This is a genomic window from Brevibacillus choshinensis, assembly GCF_001420695.1.
Classification (GTDB): domain Bacteria; phylum Bacillota; class Bacilli; order Brevibacillales; family Brevibacillaceae; genus Brevibacillus; species Brevibacillus choshinensis.
Genome location: NZ_LJJB01000007.1, coordinates 1,035,335 through 1,052,844, shown reverse-complemented (window position 1 = coordinate 1,052,844; position 17,510 = coordinate 1,035,335). Strand labels below are relative to the sequence as shown.

Below are 17,510 nucleotides of genomic sequence, written 5' to 3'. Positions count from 1 at the left end.
GCTTATTCTTCCGCCTTTCCTGTCGCTTTGCGCGTAACGATTTTCACTGTTCTTTCCTGCGCGTCATACTCCGTATCAAAGCCTACCGCTTGTCGGAAAAAGGCCATTGGAACCATAGTGCGTTCTTTTACAGATAGGACCGGTTTGCCGAGATCCAGTTTTTTTCCGTCAACGACAGCTAAGGGATCCCCTTCTTTGAGGTACACTTCACGTCCATTACCTTTTACTTTGATCATTTGTTTTTCTTTAGACCATTCCACAGTGAGCCCCATCCGTTCGCCAATTTCTCGAAGCGGGATATACGCAGTCTGATTGGTCACTCGTGCTGGGATCGCCGAGTAATAGCTCATACCATTAATAATCGTCGTTACATACGGTTCGAACTGCACCGGCCCAAAGGCAGTGGTGTTGAGTGTCTGTGTATACGTGCGGAAGTAGACCGCTTCGCCCCTCAGCGTCTGTCCCAACGCCTGATCGAGATGCTCAGCTCCGATCACACTTCCGTGATAATTTTGTTGGACTCTGTGCAGAAAACGCTTATAGGCATCATCGCCGATCTGACGGCGCAAATTGTCAAACAGCAGGGCTCCCCGCGAGTACCAGGTCCAATGAAATTCTTCTTCTGTGGCGAAATGCTGAAGGGGCTTCTCCAGCTTTCCTGCGGGATAGCGCTCACGCAAGTGCTGACCGTCTCGTGCATATTCATCGAGCAGAGCAGATGCGGACTGGTTCCCGTAACGATTTTGCAAATAAAGGGAGACACTACTTTCTACCAAGCCTTCGTCCAGCCAACCATGAGATGACTCTAGTGTAGCCACACTGTTGTACCACCACAGATGGGCGATCTCGTGTGGAAGCCAGTGGTCAATCAGATTCCTCTGATGCATGTCTCTCTTGAATATCGCGAGGTTGGCATACTCCATCGCATAGGTCGTCCCTGTGCTTGTCTCCGCAATGGAGACGTGTGGGTAAGGCAGCTCCCCATACCAGTCAGAATACGTAGGAAACACAGATTGGGCGATGGTCTTGATCCGTTCAATATTCCCTTTATCTACAGAAGCGATATCCACTGAAAGATTGGGACCGAGCTTGACTGTCTCCACATGGTACAGTGGACTTCCCACCAAGGCAAAATTAAGCAGCTTATTCCCCTGATAACGGACCTGCTGTCTACTCCCGTCAAGCGGCGAACTGACTCCTCGCCCCCAGGAGCTGACCCAATTGTAGCCTTGCGGGGAAATAAACGACACATCGTAGTCCGCGTAGTGATAAACGAACGGATCCCCATAATCAACGCGTAACGGCGGGTCATACCATTTCCCCTGCTGATTTTGCGCTCCCAACATGGGATACCACGTCGTCAAGGTCCAAATATCGTCTTTAACCCCATAGCGTGTCCCTCGTCGCGGAACCGGATTTTCAAATTCAATCGAGATCGCTCCTCGAACCTCTGAACCAAATGGATTGGCCATTGTCACCATGGACGTATCGCGCTCAAACGTAAGCGGTTTATCTTTATAGCGAATCGATTTGACTGCCATTCTATTCCATAAATAATCGTATACGTAAAATCGCAAATCCTTGGTTTTCGGATTATCGAACTCCACGGTCATTTTCCCAGCAATTTTCGCATCAGATGTATGTAATTCTGCCTGAATCGTATATTTGGGATGCAAGTCTTTGACGTAAGATGGCACTGGTGGATCGTAAGAAAAGGGATCTGCCCCTGTCTGTGCCGTTTCTGTTGATGAATTCACTGCCATTGCCAGTATTGTGGATAGGGCTGGCCAATAGACGACAATCCCTGCTGATCCAAATAAAACTAGAATCGTAACACATACCAATAAACTCGTTTTTTGAAGTTTTTTCATAACTACCCTCAAATCGCTCGGTGACAAGCATTCGTTTTTTTTATAATAGCAAATCCTTGTCTGCCTGAGTAGAAATTCGGGAGATTCTGTAAAAAAACCCCGATCGAAATTTGTCAATCTAACAAAAAAACCGTTGCCACTACGAAAGGACTCGTAACGGAAACGGTTTTTCATTTACCACGTTTCATACATGATTTTTCCAGTATGCGTCAGCTCATATCCCCCAATTGCTTCTAGTTCCTTTTGAAATAGATGCGACTGTAAAATTTCCAGAACGTGAGAAATCAGCTTCTCGTTTTCCTCGTTCTTCAAAATGACGAGATCGTATCTCTCCCTCACCAGTGGAAGAAAATCAACCCCCACAATGCGGGATGCTTTCTCAATCCCGATGCCTACATCTGCTTCCTTGCGTGCCACCGTTCCTGCCACAGCGAGATGATTGGCCTCTTCACGCTCGTATCCGGCGACATCGCAGCCTTTTATGGCATGTAAGCGAAACTCTTCTTCGATCAGGGTCCGAGCTCCCGAGCCTTTCTCCCGATTTACCATGCGGATACCCGGTTTGAGCAGGTCAGTCCAAGCATGGATTTCCTTGGGATTACCCGCCTGTACATAAAATCCCGCCCACCGTGAAAGCAAATTGACGATTATGTAGCGATGTCCAGACAGTATGCTTCGGACATAAGGCAAGTTGTACTCACCCGTATCTCCATCAAATAAATGCGTGCTGACGATATCAGCCTCACCTGCGTACATGGCAATCAAACTGTTTATACTTCCTACATAGGAGCGGAGAGGTCGATAATCCTTATCCTGCTTTCGCAGATGACTCGCTAGCATGTCCAGACTGACATCCTGTCCGCTGATAATAATGTCTCGTGCTGTTCCCGTCTGCTTGGTCGCTGTCAACTGCACTCCTGCTGAAGGGAGCTCTGTTGCCGGCTGCTGCTTGTATTCCCCTTTTGCCTTCACCTTATAGGCTTCCAGATCACTGGCATCCACGCGCATCTGTCTTCCCACTCGATACGCAGGCAGCTCCCCTTTTTTAATTAAGTCATACACGGTCAGCTTAGAGATCCGCAATAGCTTTGCGATTTCTTCTGTCGTGTAAGAATTTTCATTGCTCATGGCTGACCTCCTATTTCCTTATTCTCACCTTTTATTTTCTTTTACTTTTCGTAAAATGGCAATTGATTAATGAGAAGATGATAATATAATCTAGTTATATCCAGTTATATTTAATTATAACTAAACATAATTACGGAGGTTTTTTTATGAAAAAGCAATTACTCGCGCTGTGCACTTCTTTGGGCTTGCTGCTCACCGCATGCTCAGGCTCTCCAACGACACCTCAAGCAACCCAGCCAGCACCTGCCGCTACGGCACCAGCTACACCGGCTGCTCAAACAGAAAAGGCTGAAATCATGGTTTCTGCCGCTGCCAGCTTGACGGATGCTCTAAACGAATTGAAAACGACATTCGAAGCTGACAACCCTGGCATCACCGTAACCTACAATTTCGGAAGCTCCGGAAAATTGGCACAACAAATCGGACAAGGTGCTCCTTCTGACGTCTTTTTGTCTGCTAGTGCTAAAGATATGAACGGTTTGGAAGAAAAACAACTGATCACAAAGGATACTCGCCAAGATTTCACCAAAAATGAGCTGGTCCTGATCACCAATGCATCCAGCTCCGTTGCGATCGATAGCTTTGAAAAGCTGACTGATCCTTCCCTAAAGCATATTGCCGTCGGGGAGCCTGAAGCCGTTCCTGCCGGTCGTTATGCAAAAGAAGTGATGGACACGTTGAAAATTGGTGACAGCCTCAATGGCCGACTCGTCTATGGTAGCGATGTGAGACAAGTATTGACTTTTGTCGAATCCGGTAACGCAGATGTAGGTATCGTATACGCTAGTGATGCAGCCAGCTCCAAAAACGTGAAAGTTCTGGCAACCGCTAAATCCGAATGGCACAAACCTATCGTCTATCCAGGTGCTGTCGTAACAGCCTCTACGCACGCAGATGCTGCAAAATCATTCCTTTCCTACTTGACATCCGACAAAGGAAAGGCGATCTTACAAAAGTACGGGTTCCAATAAATAGGCGGAATGGAGGTGGCTAGCGTTGATCGAGACTAATTTTACACCCTTGATTCTATCCTTGAAAGTAGCTGCGCTTTCCACCTCCCTTGTTTTTGTCATCGGCTTGCTCTTGGGCAGACTCATGACTCAACGGAATTTTTTCGGAAAGAATTTGCTGGAATCTTTCTTTTTACTCCCGCTGGTTCTCCCCCCTACTGTTGTTGGGTTTGGTCTTTTGTATTTATTCGGCAAAAACGGATTTTTAGGAAAGCTGTTGACTGACTGGTTTGGGATTCAGGTCGTTTTTACGTTGACTGGGGCCGTAATCGCCTCTGTAGTTGTCTCATTTCCTCTCATGTATCAAAGTGCCGTCGCAGCCTTTACTAGCGTCGATCGCAGGATGGAGGATGCTGCTCGCACATTAGGTGCCTCTGAGTGGCGACTTTTTTGGACAGTCGCTTTTCCGTTGGCTTGGCCGGGACTGCTCGCAGGGTTTGTTCTTTCCTTCGCACGTGGTCTAGGCGAATTTGGTGCTACCCTCATGCTTGCTGGATACATCCCTGGCAAGACGGATACCATCCCGGTCGCCATCTATTTTGCAGTCGAGGCTGGCCAGATGGAAAAGGCATTATTTTGGGTCATCATCATCGTCTCATTGGGAATGGGTACGACATTCTGGCTGAACTGGTGGAGTCGGAGAAACGTCCGCCGGTATGCAAACCATAAAGAAGGCAGGTGAACCCAATGTTGACTGTTTCCATCCAGAAGCATTTGCCTGACTTTGTACTGGATGTCTCCTTTTCTGTGCAGCAGGAAATCGTTGTCTTGTTTGGTCCTTCTGGTTCAGGCAAAACGACGATCCTTAACAGCATTGCCGGTCTAATACACCCTGATGGTGGGAAAATCACGCTCGGAGACCAGCTCTTTTACGAGCATGGAAAAAAACCAATGCCGATACAAAAGCGTAAGATTGGCTACTTATTTCAAGATTATGCCCTGTTTCCGCACATGACAGTGGAAGGGAACATTGGCTACGGAATGAAATCTGGCCATGAAATCGGACTGGAGGCTCTGCTCGCTACAGTCGGGATCGATCACCTGCTCGAAAAGTACCCTCACCAGCTATCCGGTGGGCAAAAGCAGCGCGTCGCTCTCGTCCGGGCATTGGCTACAGAACCCGACATCCTGCTCTTGGACGAACCTCTTTCCGCTCTCGATGCGGACACGCGAAGACAATGTCAGGATGAGCTATTGCGCATCCATTCCATGTGGAACATTCCTTTTCTGTTAGTCACCCATGACAGAGATGAAGCGGAGAAACTCGCCGATACCATCCTGATTATGGAGAACGGAAAAATAAAAGAAAGCCATGCGGCGAGATCCATTTCCCGTTGAACGGTGTAAATGTCCCCTGCATGGCTTTTCTTTTTATACCCATCGGGTTTATCGAGCGCTGATCGGTTCGATTGTCACTCCATTTTGTTTCGCCCAACGGTGCAGCTCTACCAAAAACTGCAAGACATCGTGACTTTCGTGATGGACACAAAGTGTATCGGCTGCCAGATCGATGTGCTGTCCATCTACGGTCAAAACCTTTTGTTTGAGGACAAGCTGGCGAGTCTGCTCCATGCGCTCTTCTTTACTGATCAATACGCTTCCTTCGAGCTCACGTGGTGCCAAGCGTCCATTTGGCAGATAAGCCCGCTCCGCAAATACCTCTTCGGCAACCTGAAGCCCGTGCTCCAAGCCAGCTTCCACCAGCTTGCTTCCAGACAGTGCGTATAGAATCAGGTCTTCGTCAATGTCTGCGATCGCCTGCACGACTGCTTCTGCAAGCTCAGGTCTCTCTGCAGCCTCATTATAAAGGGCCCCGTGCAATTTGACGTGATGCAATTCTCCCCCGATCGCCCGAGTCATACCTGACAACGCCGCTACCTGATAAAGCACCAGTTCGTAGACTTCGTTCACGGAGAGATTCATGGATCGACGACCGAAACCCTGAATATCCGGATAACCAGGATGCGCCCCGATTTTTACATCGTGCTTTAGCGCGGCTTCAATCGTCCTGTAAATGATATGCGGGTCACCTGCATGCAAACCGCACGCAATGTTGACGGAGGTGATCCACTTCATAATGCCCAAATCCTCAGATTGTCGTCCTCTGCTAAAGCCCTCGGCCATATCGCAGTTAATGTCTAGATGAATCATGGATGTACGCCCCACCTTTCCACACCTATCTATATTCCATGAAAACGCATTCATCTTCATTACTCATGTATTTCACTCTCTAAGCATACCATGTACGCTTGGTAATCAAAAGGAAAAAAGCTGCCGAAATCTGGCAGCATTTGTAGAGGTTATGTCGAAACTGCTGTGGGTTGATTCCCTTCTTCAGATGTCAACGTTTCTGCCAGAGCCATCAACTGATTTTTCTCTTGCTTGTAGTCGTATTCCTTTGCTTTATCCGGTCTCGCGTTGTTGTACTCCACCGGAATCTCATGGCGATGGGAACGCTCAATCTTCGTGACGAAGTGCAGTTTTTCCATCGTGCGAATCGTTTCGTCAATCAGATTGGCATCTACATACATCGAAACGTAATTCAACCGCTTGGAGATGTAATGAATGGTGCCAAATTTACGTAAATTTTTAGCGGCACGCGTGTTTTTGACCCACACGGCAACCCCCAGACGTCGCTCTCTCATGTTTTGGCGTCGGTCTCCTTCCCAAATCGTGGTATAATGACCCGTGAAGCTTACAAGAAAGGAATCGTGGTCTCGTATGCTGGCTACGTTTTATCAACAATTTGAAAAAACGCTACTCCAAGAAGGAACTATCACGGCAAGCAACTGGCGAACTCATGCAGGCCAGCGCTTTCTCTATGTAAGCAGTGCGCTCCCCGTCCATAGCCTGACCACACAGCTGATGGAGACTGGAGAGCGCCTGGCTACCAGTACAAAATTGAAACCTGAGTGTATCTACGTACGCTCAGATGAACGTCAGCACGTCTATCGCTTCCGCTTTCTCGTACCTAACGAGAAACAATTTTGTTGCGGGAACCTCTGCGAAGACTGCTTTTTGCTGCGGGAGAATCGCTAATACGATCCGATCAGGATGGCTTTTTCACACTGCAGCCGCAACTGCCTCCTGTGCCACAACCACTGCTCTGGGCTTCGAGGAACGGATTGTTGCTCGGAACCTTGATGGTATCTGACACGGCATTCGCGATTGTGCGGCTCACTTGGTATAAAAGTTCGTCCAATGAATCCTCCGCCCGCTTGAATGTCTGAACAGAATCCATGAGCTCGATTGTCCGCTTCAGCTCGCGGACTTCTTTCGATATATGGTTGTAGTCGGGATGGTATTTCCCGAACCGTTGCACATCCTCGTACTGTTCTTTCTTCTTTTCAAAGAGCGCCAGCAAACGCTGCGCCTCCACATCTGCTTCCATTTGACGCTTGGCCAGCAGATAATCTGAGACCTCGCGCGATTGGTTAATCATCGTGGAAAGTTCTTGAGACTCCATCAACAGCTGTGTCATGTCCGCTGTTTCCAATGCTTCCATTTGAGCGAGACCTCCTTTCTCAAGTAACTAACTACTCTTCGATTGTACCACGATCATACCCCGTCGTACAGATAATCGGGCACCACAATGCGCACTCGAGCGATCTCGTCCAATCGATAACGAGCTTTCCCGCTCTCCTGTGCTAGCGTTACGGTCCAATATCCCATTTCGACCCGCACCTCTGAAGGCAGCCCTCGCAGCTTGTCTTTCCCCGCTTGCTGTAGCTCCACTTCGAGCTGTAGCTCACTTGCGCGTTTCAACAAGTCTCGCAACGATTGCGGGTGATACGATTGAAAATGCTGTGTCCACATTTTTGGCAGTGAAGCCACTTCTTTCATCCCTTCTAGCGGATCAGGAAACGTATTTTCCATAGCGTACCCGTCCCATGGTCGTTCTACGACAAACCATCCAACGGGAGCTTTTACTTCTATCTTATTATCAGTAGGTTCTAACGAATCGATTGTGCGAGCCAGTACTTGCGGCTCGTACCCATACTCCCTCAGCAAGGCGACGAGCTTGGATTCCTGCGAGAGAGAAATCAAGAAGTCTGTTGGTGATATGATCTGCGACAAAAACGGTTGGAAGTCGGGTATTTCTTTCCACTCTTCTATAAAACCAGAGTGGGCCGTCCTCACTCGGTAATATGGCTCGATTTGAATCTGGCGTGCAGTCTTGGCCCAATGATGGATGGATTCCACCAATGCTTCCGGTAACGGATGGGCACAAGCCGAGCTAAGCAGTTCAATCACCTGTTCCTCGCTTCTTCCTGATGCAAGAAATGATTGTAGCTCTTTGGCCTGCACTTCCCCTCGAATCAACGGTCCATCGAAATGCAACGTGCAAAATCTGCTGATCTCCCATACACGCAACAAAGGAACGAGTGGTGGGATCGTAAGGGCTCCGGCTGGGTCAACAAACCACCCTTCTTCCGCCGTAAGATGAGGCAAGCTGTTCCAACGCCAAAACAAGCGTTCTTCTCCATCTATACCAAGCTGAATCCATCCCATTCCGGTCAATAAATGGAGCCATTTCTCTACGATCAGCTTGTCTGCATCAGTAGGGAGGGTAAAGCCCGCTTCCTCTAACATGCGCATCTGTTCCTCTAATGAACTCCACCTGTCGAGTGGAACTTTCCGCATCAATAGTGCGAATGCCTCCCACCAATCACCGTGTGACAAATACTGTTGAACAACACATTCGTATGTCTGCTGCCATCGATCAGGGGGAGATTGGGCCATCCAGCGTCTCACCTCTTGCGGGCGAATCGAGAGCACCTTGTTTTCGATATGGATCAATCCGAGACGCATGGCCAAATCCAAAGCGACGGTCAAGGCAAGCCCTTCTCTCTCTTCCTGATCCAAAGGCGGCAAGGTCAATCCCGCACAGTGCTCGTCCGACAAAGAGAGCACAGCTGCTATGCGCAAAGACATGCGACGATGGATGGTACCTTTTTGAGTAACAGGTACCTGGTTGTCCCGAATGAACAGGAGAAGCCCAAAAAGATCCAGATGTATACCCCGTCCTGCCGTTATATAATAAGGGAGCGTTTTTGAAAGAGAAACGAATGCCCGGGATGGTTCAGGGAGGAGATACGCTGTGATTTCCTCACGAATTTCCTGCGGCATGAGATAACCGATCTCGCTCCACATTTTGCGGACGGTCATAATGATTCCCAACCGTCTCAGTCTCGTTAAGCCGACGGCCATATGTCTTTGGTCTGATGATACCATTCGCTCCCACGAGCGTTTACTAAAAAAACCTCTGGTCGATGCGATGACAAATCGCTTCATGACTTCTCGTTCGATCTCAGTCGACTGATCCCACACGCGCTCCAGAAAATTTGGGTCTTGTAGCCGTGTAAACAAGTCTTGATCATCAGCGAGACCGAAACGATTCGTCTGCTCCACCATGATGGCTCGCTGAGTTGTTTCGGACAGGTATTCCAGCGAATCCTGGACGCGCACGACTGTCACCTCTGCTTTTTCTTATAGATTATATCCAACAAATGGAGGGATGTATGATGTTTACCCTGTTTCCCGGTTTGTTGCTTTCTGCTGCCTTGACTTTGACAGGAATTCAGCCAATGCCTACTCCACATCCTACCCCAACTACGACTTCGACGGAAGAGGTCACAGCGGTAGATGCCCAATACGAAGCGGTCGCTGCTCCATATCCACCTGCTGTACAGGATGCATTGACCAAAGTACGGAAAAGTGGCGGTCATACGATTGTTCGTGCCAAAGGTAAATCGTATGTCGTGATCGGCGCAGGTCAGCGTCCTACCGGTGGGTATCAATTGGTTGCCGATCAAGTAAGACGGACTGGACCTCATGGCTTTACTGTCTCCGTTCACGTAAAGGCTCCTGCTCCTGGGGCGATGAAAATTCAAGTCATTTCTTATCCGACGCTGGTCATTGCTTTGCCTGATCAGCAAGCACAAGTCACGGTACAAATGCGATAATCGGGTTCCTTATAGAAAAAGCCGACTTCTAAGTGCGCCAAACGGGCACTCGGAACGTCGGCTTTCTGCATGAAATGCCAAGGTTTTTAGCGTTTCACGGCTTTACTTCAATGGGAATACGCTGGGAAACACCGTATGATTCATGGTTGTTGTTTGCCAGCTCCACCATGACCTCATGCTTACCGCTTGGAATATCCTTTAAGACATACGTGGGTTCAAACACTTTTGCCACCTTTTTTCCATCCAGATAGAGGTGGACATGGCCTTCACCATGCTTGTTCTCTTTCCCCATATTTTCGAGGGAAAAGGAGAAGTTCGTGACCGCGATCTTCAGTTCTAGATCATCCTGGTTGAGTGCATGCGTAACGGTCAAGGTCGGGGCTTGCCCATGGCTATGCCCTTCCTCTACCGTCGCTTCAGTCGGAGCCACGTTGTTATTCGCATAAACGAAATACTCTACACATGCCGCAATTCCGATCAATACCAACAATCGAATGACAAAACGTTTAGCCTTCATCGGGACACTCCTTTCCAAATTCAGTCATCCCCCAGTGTGCCCGATTGGCCGGCGGTTCATTCGTTTAATGTAGGTTAGAAAAATTTCTTGCGGCCTTGTTCTTCTTTCAATATTTCCACTGCTTCCCGGAACCGTAGGGAGTGGACGACTTCCCGCTCCCGCAAATACTTCAAGCTATCTTGAATATCCACATCATCGGTCATGTCGATGAGCCATTGGTAAGTCGCGCGAGCTTTCTCCTCCGCTGCGATGTCCTCGTACAGATCAGCGATGGGATCGCCTTTTGCTTGTATATAGGTCGCTGTAAAAGGAACGCCGCCAGCATTTTCATAGTACAGGGCACGGTCGTGGTTGGCGTAATGGGCTCCGAGTCCCGCCGCCTTCAACTCCTCCACGGAAGCGTCCTTCGTCAATTTGTATACCATCGTCGCGATCATTTCGAGATGGGCGAATTCCTCCGTGCTGATATCCGTCAAAAGTCCGACCACTTTGTCTGGAATGGAATATCGTTGGTTCATATAACGCAGGGCAGCAGCCAACTCACCATCTGCTCCGCCGTATTGTTCCATTAGGTATCTGGCCATTTGGACATCGCACTTGCCGACACGTACCGGGTATTGAAGCTTTTTCTCATAAATCCACATCGTCGCGTTTTCCCCCTCATTGCTCTATGTTAGACTTGCCACGGCCAGGGAGTGTCGTTCCACTGCCAAGGGTACCCAGAATAGCTGCGTCCAAAGTTCATTAGGGGACCGTACAACGCTTCAAATTCATTTGCCATCTGCCAGCGTTGCTGTGTGAGCTCATTGAATTGCTCAATCGCGTTTGCATCAGTGGGGTGCGTATCGAGGTACAGATTCAGCTCAACTAAAACAAAGTCAATCGCTTGCAGTTGCGTGAGCAGCTCTACGTACTGCTCATCGCCAGCGCGGGTATTCGAGTTAACGTTCATGATGCCCCTCCCCTCTTTCCCGTTGTCCTGTCGGAATGTAAGGGCTGTAGAGCGCTGGCCACAAAACGCCTCGTTTTAATGCCTCCATCGGCGAATATTGCGGCAGGTTTTCTGGTTGAAAACCAATAAATAGCTCAGGTGGGACCGAGTAGGATTTGACGCGAATCGGTGGGCAAGGATCGAAGGGACTAACGTATGGAAAATAGACCCGTGTTTGAGAATCCAATGCAGACATCCTCCTCCAAAATAGGTATCTGACCAGTCATGATTACCTTATGTCGCCCATTCATCTCGCGTGATGGGCGAACGCACAAAAAACCTTGATTCCGGATGAATCCAGAATCAAGGTTTTTTTACGAGGAAGGCTGTGTTTACAAGGAAATGGAGTAAAAAAACTGACCCCAGTCTTTCGGGATCAGTTTCCGTTCACAGCTATTTTTTTCCTGTTTCCATAAGAAGATGCGCCCTTACATGCCCGACGAGAACTTCGACATTCGGCTCTTTCAGCAAAGTTCCGTGATCGGCAGCGATGCAGTGTTCATCGATCTGACCAGCCGCTGTGACCTCCCAGCCGAGCTTTTCTGCCTTGTTGAGATTGGTCATGGCCCGAATCAGCAACAGCTTGCTTGAATACGGTTTTGGCCGGTACGTCCGCAATGCCTGAATCAACACCTGCAGCGAGTCGTCTTCACTCGGCGTGTTATCGACCGTTTTCTTGAGCACTTTCCCTACAAAACGTAGCTTTTGCAGAACGAATGGATTACGCAAATGCGGTGGTAATTGAAAGAGAAGCTTGAAGCTGTTTATGATTTTGGTCTCCATCTTGAGCGGAGGCAATCCGGGATTCGCATAGTTGAGGATGGCAAGTAACGCAATGTCCTGGCCTTCCTGCGATAATTGTTGCGCCATTTCATAGGCAATTGCGCCTCCTAGGCAAAAGCCCATCAGGTAGTACGGTCCATGAGGCTGCACCTCGCGAATTTCCTGGACGTACTTGTGTGCGATCGCCTCGACAGTCACCTGTGTCTGATCCTCACTTCCTGCGTAGCGCAAGCCATAGAGCGGCTGCTCCTTACCTAGTCTGCGAGCCAGATCTCCATAAATCAGCACTTCTCCTCCCCCACCATGAATGCAGAACAGAGGCGTTTTGGTGCCCAAGGGCTGAATGGGTACCAATGATTTGGACAACTCTGCATGCTCCTCATCGGATGAAAGCAGTTTTGCCAGCTTTTCAATCGTGTCCTCCTGAAACACACTGGAGACGGACAGCCTTTTCTGAAAAGTCTTTTCGATGTATGAAAACATCCTCATCGCTAATAATGAGTTGCCGCCGAGTAGAAAGAAGTTGTCGGTCACTCCGATTGGTTTTACTTCCAGCAACGTCTCCCATATTTGGACAAGCTTTTCCTCGATCGGATTTCGAGGTGAGAGGACGTGCTCTTCGTTGCTGGTTACAGTCGGAACAGGAAGACGTCTTCGATCGATTTTCCCGACAGGTGTGACAGGCACTTCCTGCAGCTCGACAAAGAAGGTAGGAATCATGTATTCAGGCAATTGATCGCGAACATAGGAGCGGAGCTTTTGTTGATTGAAGCTGCTACCCGCGTTCATCACGACGTAGGCTACCAGACCAGTCGTCCCGTCCTTGCCTTTCGTGACTCCCGCTACCGCTTGACGGACTCCCGGCAATAGACCTACGACCGTCTCGATCTCCCCTAACTCAATCCGGCACCCTCTGATTTTCACCTGATCATCCGCTCTTCCGATAAACTCCACATTTCCATCTGCCCGATATCGCGCTAAGTCACCTGACTTATACATCCTCTGCCCGGGTACTTCGCTGAATGGATCGAGCGGAAACCGTTCCTCTGTCAATTCTAGTCGGTTTAAATATCCTCTCGCTACACCATCACCTGCCATGTACAAGTCTCCAATGACCCCGACGGGAACAGGCTGCAAATGGGAATCGAGAATATAGAGCCGATCATTTGCTATGGGCCGCCCAATCGGAATCATCGTGGCATGTGGTGGTATCTCTTGCACAAGGTAGCTCGTCGTGTTGACCGCATTTTCTGTTGGGCCATACAGATTGATCAACCGACTGTTCGGCAGCTTCGTCAGGCATTTGTGCGCCAACCAGACAGGCAATGCTTCTCCTCCTGGCATGACCTGACGCAAGCCGACCATCGCCTCACTGTGATCTTCGAGTAGTACATTCAACCGATCGGGAGTGACGTTTAGGGAAGTGACCCCGTATCGCTGAATCGTCCGGGCGATTTCTTCAAATGTAGGCTTGTTCGTTGGAAGAATGACGAGCCTTCCTCCATTTAGCAGAGCGCCGTAAATCTCAAAGGCGGATACGTCAAAGGCTACGGAACCGAGATTCATATACGTTTCGTTTGGTCCTACCGACGCGTAGTCGATATCTTTTACCAGTCGGACGATCCCCCGATGATCCACCATGACTCCTTTGGGTTTGCCCGTCGAGCCTGAGGTATACATCACATAAGCCAGACTATCGGCGCTGCAAAGAGAAGCAGGTTCGGGGCTTTGGACTTGTGCGTCGTGAGCCTCTTGATTGAGATACACCCACTTTGCTGATATGCCGGGGAGCACCACTGCAATACTCTCTGTCGTGATGACATAAGGAACGGCGGAGTCTTCGAGCATGTACGCAATACGCTCTTTGGGATAGGTGAGATCGATCGGGACGTAGGCTCCTCCTGCCTTTAAAACGCCCAGGTAGCTCGCGATCATATCAAAAGAACGATCGAGGCAGACCGCTACGAGTTGGTCAGTAGTGATGTTCAATTGTCGCAATCGGTTGGCGATTTCATTAGCTCGGTTGTTCAATTGCCGATATGACAGCTCCGTATCTTCAAACAGCAAGGCTACATGGTCGGGGTGCAGCTCCACCTGTTCTTCAAAGAGCTCAACTATATTCGAATTTCGGGGGTACATTGCCCGCTCCTGATTCCATTCCCCTAGAAGTTGATGCCGCTCTGTCGCAGTCAAAATAGGCAATTCAGTGATCTTCGCCAAAGGGTCTGCTACAGCTCCGTTGAGCAACGTAGTGAAATGCCCTCCCAGACGGATGATGGTTTCCTCTGTAAAAATGTCAGTTGCATACGTGATCGAGCACATCCATCCTTTCGCGGACTGCGTTACCTTTACCACTAAATCAACGCCCTCGTGGTGATAGCCAGCATCTAACTCCTCGATGACCAGTCCCGGTACTTCTGATATTTCGCGAGTAGTTGGCATGTGCAGCATGACCCGAAAAAGCGGCTGAGCATTGCCCGCGCTACTCAAGCCGAGCTCTGTGACCACCTTGCCAAAAGGAATTTGCTGATGCTCGTACGCTTCCGACACCGACTTTTGAACGATGAGGAGCGCCTCACGAAAGGTCAGATCGTGCTGCCAAAACGATTGTAGGACGATGGGATTGGCAAAAACACCGATCCCCCGTTCCATTGCAGGATCGTTGCGGCCAGAAACGAGCGTGCCGACACGTATCTCGTCTTCTCCGCTATAACGGCGCAAAAGCATTTTTAATACGGTTAGAATGACTAGGAAAGGAGTAATTTGTTCTTGCTTAGTGAAAGATAGGACATTTTGCTGGAGCTCAAAAGGGATTGTCAGATGGTAGGTATTGGTCGTAAAAGTAGAGGAGTGCGTTCTCGGAAAGTCTGTGGGCAAATACTGCTCTGGTGGCTCGTATCCGATTTTCTGCTTCCAATAAGCGATGTCTGCTTCTGCCTTTTGGCCTGACACACGTTTTTCTTGCCATTCACGGTAAGTTGTATAGGAGATAGACGGATTAAGTTGTTGATCTAAGTCTGTGCTTGTTACAGCCATGTAGCCTTCCATTAATTCTTCGAAGAATCGTTTCATCGACCAATCGTCTGCCACATCGGATGCAACTTGAAGGATGAACAAGTGCTCCGTGTCGGATAGCTTTAGCAATCGAGGTCGAAGCTGGAGCACATTGTCCAACCCAAGAGGGGAGGCATATTTGCCAGTTAAATACATCTCGATCTCAGTGTCAGACTCCGCTTTTGACAAAGGTTGAAGGTCAATGATTGTCCATTCCAGCGCCTGGTAAGGCCGAATCATTGGTACGGGGACTCCATCGCGCAATGAAAAGGTTGCTCGCAAGATTTCATGTTTTCTCACCATTTCGTTCATGCTTGCTTCCAATGCAGCCTGATCCAATACCCCGGTCAGTTTCCACGCATAAAAGTTTGACTGGTCAGGTTGCTTTGCATACTCCTGGACCTGCTCCAAGACAACGTTCTGCATTCCTACCCCTCCTCATTCACCTTGCTTTCGGCTTTCAATCGTTTGCGTATCGAAAAAATCGGATCGCAGGCAAAGTAGCGTCAAGAGATACGGTCCCCACGTACTGATTCCGATAGCGAAAATCATGCACAAGTAAGTTCTCAAAAGCGGGCGCATTCTTCCAGCGTCCCTTTTCATCGAGGCCGCCAAGCCCAGTGCCTACAGCTTTTAACCTCGCTTCTTTGCGGGTCCACATGGTAAAAAAGGTGGTGACTCGCTCCTCTTCTTGCATCGTTTCGAGCTGGTGTCTTTCTCGATCAGTGAAGTACGCATTCGAAACACTTGGCCAATCAAATGCGGAATCGACGTATTCGATGTCAATACCCACTTCTTGATCAGATGCCAGGACATAGCATACGGCATCTCTCGAATGTGATAGGTTAAAACGGATTGCTCGTCCTGAATCTGCTGGAATCAAAAAAGGCTTTCCAAAGTTATTTTTTCCGAGCTGAACTGCTGCAGGATCGCATTGCGCGTAAGCTGACAAAAGAAATCGGAGGAGAACGTGAGAGAATCGGTAACGGTGTTGATCACGGGGAGACACAAAGCTCATTGCCTTTCTGTTTTCTTCGTAGGAGAGTTCGAGAGTGCTGGGAAGAAGTGAATGAACGGTCGCCACCCATACATGGACTTCCCTTCCGGAGCGAAATGGTTCTCTACTCGCCACCTCGCCTGGTCGATGGCAATCTATCCATCGTGTCTCGTCAGAAGTACGCGGTACTTGCACGCACCACATCCCCTTTCCGAAATTGATGCCTATTATCCATATTGTAGCACCTTTGTGTTCGTTGTAAAGAACAACCCTCCACTCCAGAGAGAACAAAAATCGCCATTTCGTCTCCGATATCCATCGAAACAGAAATGACGTTTATAATGATGTACGTTCTTTTATCGTTTATCGTTTCGGAGCACGGAAGCCAGCCGCTTTCGCTTCTTCCTCGGTAGCAAACCACATCTCCGCATTTGTCTGTTCATAGCTCGCAGAACCAGGTACATGGTATATTTTATCGCCCTTGGCGTTGATATTCCCTTTAATAGGCTTGCCTTCTGGTGGAGCTTGGTCAGATCCTGGCGCTTTTTGCTTTGGTTTTTCCGCTGACGGAGAAGGCATAGATGGATTCTGTGTGGATTTGCCCCACAGCCCTCTGTTGTTTTCACGCGCCTCTCTCTCGGCCTCTAAAAACAAATCAGCGTACGCCACATTCGGTGGTATGGTCATGATGCGAGCATATCCGTCCCGAACCAGCTTTTCATTGACGAACGTACCATCTTGTAAATACATATAGGCTAATAAGCGCTTGTATTTATCATAAGGCTCCACATCGAATTTCAGCGTTACCTTTTGACCCGTCAGCAGTTGTTTTGAAAAATCGCTTGCTTCTTTTCCATATGGTTCTACAGGGTGATTCGGCTTGACTGTCTCCGGAGTATCGACCCCAATGAGCCTCACTTTTTCTCCCGTTGACAATTCTACTGTATCCCCGTCAACTACACGCTGGACTGTCGCTTCCATCTCGCCGTTGGCCTGTGGCTGGCCTGGTGATGAACAGGCACCGAGCAACGCCACGAACAGTGCCAGGTAAATCGTCATTCGTTTCATTCCATTCCTTCCCTTCTTCTACGATGCATCGGCTTTTAGCGTAGAGGAAGATTAAGCACAGGTCAATATTTTCTGGACGGAGTGACTTGTACAAAGACTTTTTGGCACGGAAAAAACGACCTAGC

General features: G+C 48.9%; 18 protein-coding genes. 5 read left to right on the top strand and 13 right to left on the bottom strand.

Annotation, left to right across the window (positions count from 1 at the left end):
* Window positions 1-2: 2 nt before the first annotated feature.
* Both AN963_RS05025 and AN963_RS05020 read right to left on the bottom strand, forming a co-directional pair.
* A complete protein-coding gene (locus AN963_RS05025) occupies window positions 3-1,871 on the bottom strand; it encodes a stalk domain-containing protein (protein WP_055743435.1) in 1,869 nt (622 codons plus the stop codon).
* A 174-nt stretch (window positions 1,872-2,045) separates the two neighbouring features.
* Entirely contained in the window at window positions 2,046-2,999 is a 954-nt protein-coding gene (locus AN963_RS05020) for a helix-turn-helix transcriptional regulator (protein WP_055743434.1), read from the bottom strand.
* A gap of 146 nt (window positions 3,000-3,145) precedes the next feature.
* Between AN963_RS05020 and modA the strand changes: the two genes are divergently transcribed.
* The 3 genes from modA to AN963_RS05005 are packed head-to-tail and all read left to right on the top strand — an operon-like array spanning window position 3,146 to window position 5,347.
* Window positions 3,146-3,970 carry a molybdate ABC transporter substrate-binding protein gene (modA, locus tag AN963_RS05015; RefSeq protein ID WP_055743433.1) on the top strand — a complete coding sequence of 275 codons (825 nt, stop codon included), beginning with the start codon at window positions 3,146-3,148 and terminating at the stop codon, window positions 3,968-3,970.
* 25 nt (window positions 3,971-3,995) lie between these two features.
* Window positions 3,996-4,691 (top strand): molybdate ABC transporter permease subunit, encoded by a 696-nt coding sequence (gene modB, locus AN963_RS05010; RefSeq protein WP_055743432.1) that lies wholly within the window; start codon window positions 3,996-3,998, stop codon window positions 4,689-4,691.
* A 5-nt stretch (window positions 4,692-4,696) separates the two neighbouring features.
* On the top strand, window positions 4,697-5,347 hold the full coding sequence (locus AN963_RS05005) for an ABC transporter ATP-binding protein (RefSeq protein WP_055743431.1): 651 nt from the start codon (window positions 4,697-4,699) through the stop codon (window positions 5,345-5,347).
* 48 nt (window positions 5,348-5,395) lie between these two features.
* Here AN963_RS05005 and AN963_RS05000 read toward each other — a convergent pair whose 3' ends face one another.
* Both AN963_RS05000 and AN963_RS04995 read right to left on the bottom strand, forming a co-directional pair.
* On the bottom strand, window positions 5,396-6,160 hold the full coding sequence (locus AN963_RS05000; protein WP_055743430.1) for a LamB/YcsF family protein: 765 nt from the start codon (window positions 6,158-6,160) through the stop codon (window positions 5,396-5,398).
* A gap of 149 nt (window positions 6,161-6,309) precedes the next feature.
* Entirely contained in the window at window positions 6,310-6,654 is a 345-nt protein-coding gene (locus AN963_RS04995; protein ID WP_055743429.1) for a YlbG family protein, read from the bottom strand.
* 76 nt (window positions 6,655-6,730) lie between these two features.
* Between AN963_RS04995 and AN963_RS04990 the strand changes: the two genes are divergently transcribed.
* Window positions 6,731-7,048, top strand: a complete 318-nt coding sequence (locus AN963_RS04990) for a hypothetical protein (protein WP_055743428.1) — start codon at window positions 6,731-6,733, stop codon at window positions 7,046-7,048.
* Between the two features lie 10 nt (window positions 7,049-7,058).
* Here the strand turns inward: AN963_RS04990 and AN963_RS04985 are convergent, their stop codons facing one another.
* Window positions 7,059-7,514 carry a YlbF family regulator gene (locus AN963_RS04985; RefSeq protein WP_055743427.1) on the bottom strand — a complete coding sequence of 152 codons (456 nt, stop codon included), beginning with the start codon at window positions 7,512-7,514 and terminating at the stop codon, window positions 7,059-7,061.
* Window positions 7,515-7,567: 53 nt separating this feature from the next.
* Window positions 7,568-9,478 carry a hypothetical protein gene (locus tag AN963_RS04980; RefSeq protein ID WP_055743426.1) on the bottom strand — a complete coding sequence of 637 codons (1,911 nt, stop codon included), beginning with the start codon at window positions 9,476-9,478 and terminating at the stop codon, window positions 7,568-7,570.
* 53 nt (window positions 9,479-9,531) lie between these two features.
* Between AN963_RS04980 and AN963_RS04975 the strand changes: the two genes are divergently transcribed.
* Window positions 9,532-9,975, top strand: coding sequence for a protease complex subunit PrcB family protein (locus tag AN963_RS04975; protein WP_236707875.1), 444 nt, complete (start codon window positions 9,532-9,534; stop codon window positions 9,973-9,975).
* Window positions 9,976-10,069: 94 nt separating this feature from the next.
* On the opposite strand, the gene AN963_RS04970 is transcribed toward AN963_RS04975, so the two are convergent.
* The 7 genes from AN963_RS04970 to AN963_RS04940 all read right to left on the bottom strand — a co-directional run bounded on the left by AN963_RS04970 (window position 10,070) and on the right by AN963_RS04940 (window position 17,385).
* Complete coding sequence (locus AN963_RS04970) at window positions 10,070-10,492, bottom strand: thioredoxin domain-containing protein (RefSeq protein WP_055743424.1); 423 nt, start codon at window positions 10,490-10,492, stop codon at window positions 10,070-10,072.
* 74 nt (window positions 10,493-10,566) lie between these two features.
* Window positions 10,567-11,136, bottom strand: coding sequence for a manganese catalase family protein (locus AN963_RS04965; protein ID WP_055743423.1), 570 nt, complete (start codon window positions 11,134-11,136; stop codon window positions 10,567-10,569).
* 29 nt (window positions 11,137-11,165) lie between these two features.
* Window positions 11,166-11,444, bottom strand: coding sequence for a spore coat protein CotJB (locus tag AN963_RS04960; protein ID WP_055743422.1), 279 nt, complete (start codon window positions 11,442-11,444; stop codon window positions 11,166-11,168).
* Window positions 11,434-11,670: a spore coat associated protein CotJA gene (locus AN963_RS04955; protein WP_055743421.1), complete on the bottom strand. Its 237-nt coding sequence runs from the start codon at window positions 11,668-11,670 to the stop codon at window positions 11,434-11,436. The genes AN963_RS04960 and AN963_RS04955 overlap by 11 nt, the downstream gene beginning before the upstream one ends.
* A 206-nt stretch (window positions 11,671-11,876) precedes the next feature.
* Window positions 11,877-15,746 carry a non-ribosomal peptide synthetase gene (locus AN963_RS04950; protein WP_055743420.1) on the bottom strand — a complete coding sequence of 1,290 codons (3,870 nt, stop codon included), beginning with the start codon at window positions 15,744-15,746 and terminating at the stop codon, window positions 11,877-11,879.
* Between the two features lie 34 nt (window positions 15,747-15,780).
* On the bottom strand, window positions 15,781-16,512 hold the full coding sequence (locus AN963_RS04945) for a 4'-phosphopantetheinyl transferase family protein (RefSeq protein ID WP_055743419.1): 732 nt from the start codon (window positions 16,510-16,512) through the stop codon (window positions 15,781-15,783).
* A 168-nt stretch (window positions 16,513-16,680) separates the two neighbouring features.
* Window positions 16,681-17,385 carry a thermonuclease family protein gene (locus AN963_RS04940; protein ID WP_055743418.1) on the bottom strand — a complete coding sequence of 235 codons (705 nt, stop codon included), beginning with the start codon at window positions 17,383-17,385 and terminating at the stop codon, window positions 16,681-16,683.
* Window positions 17,386-17,510: the final 125 nt, after the last annotated feature.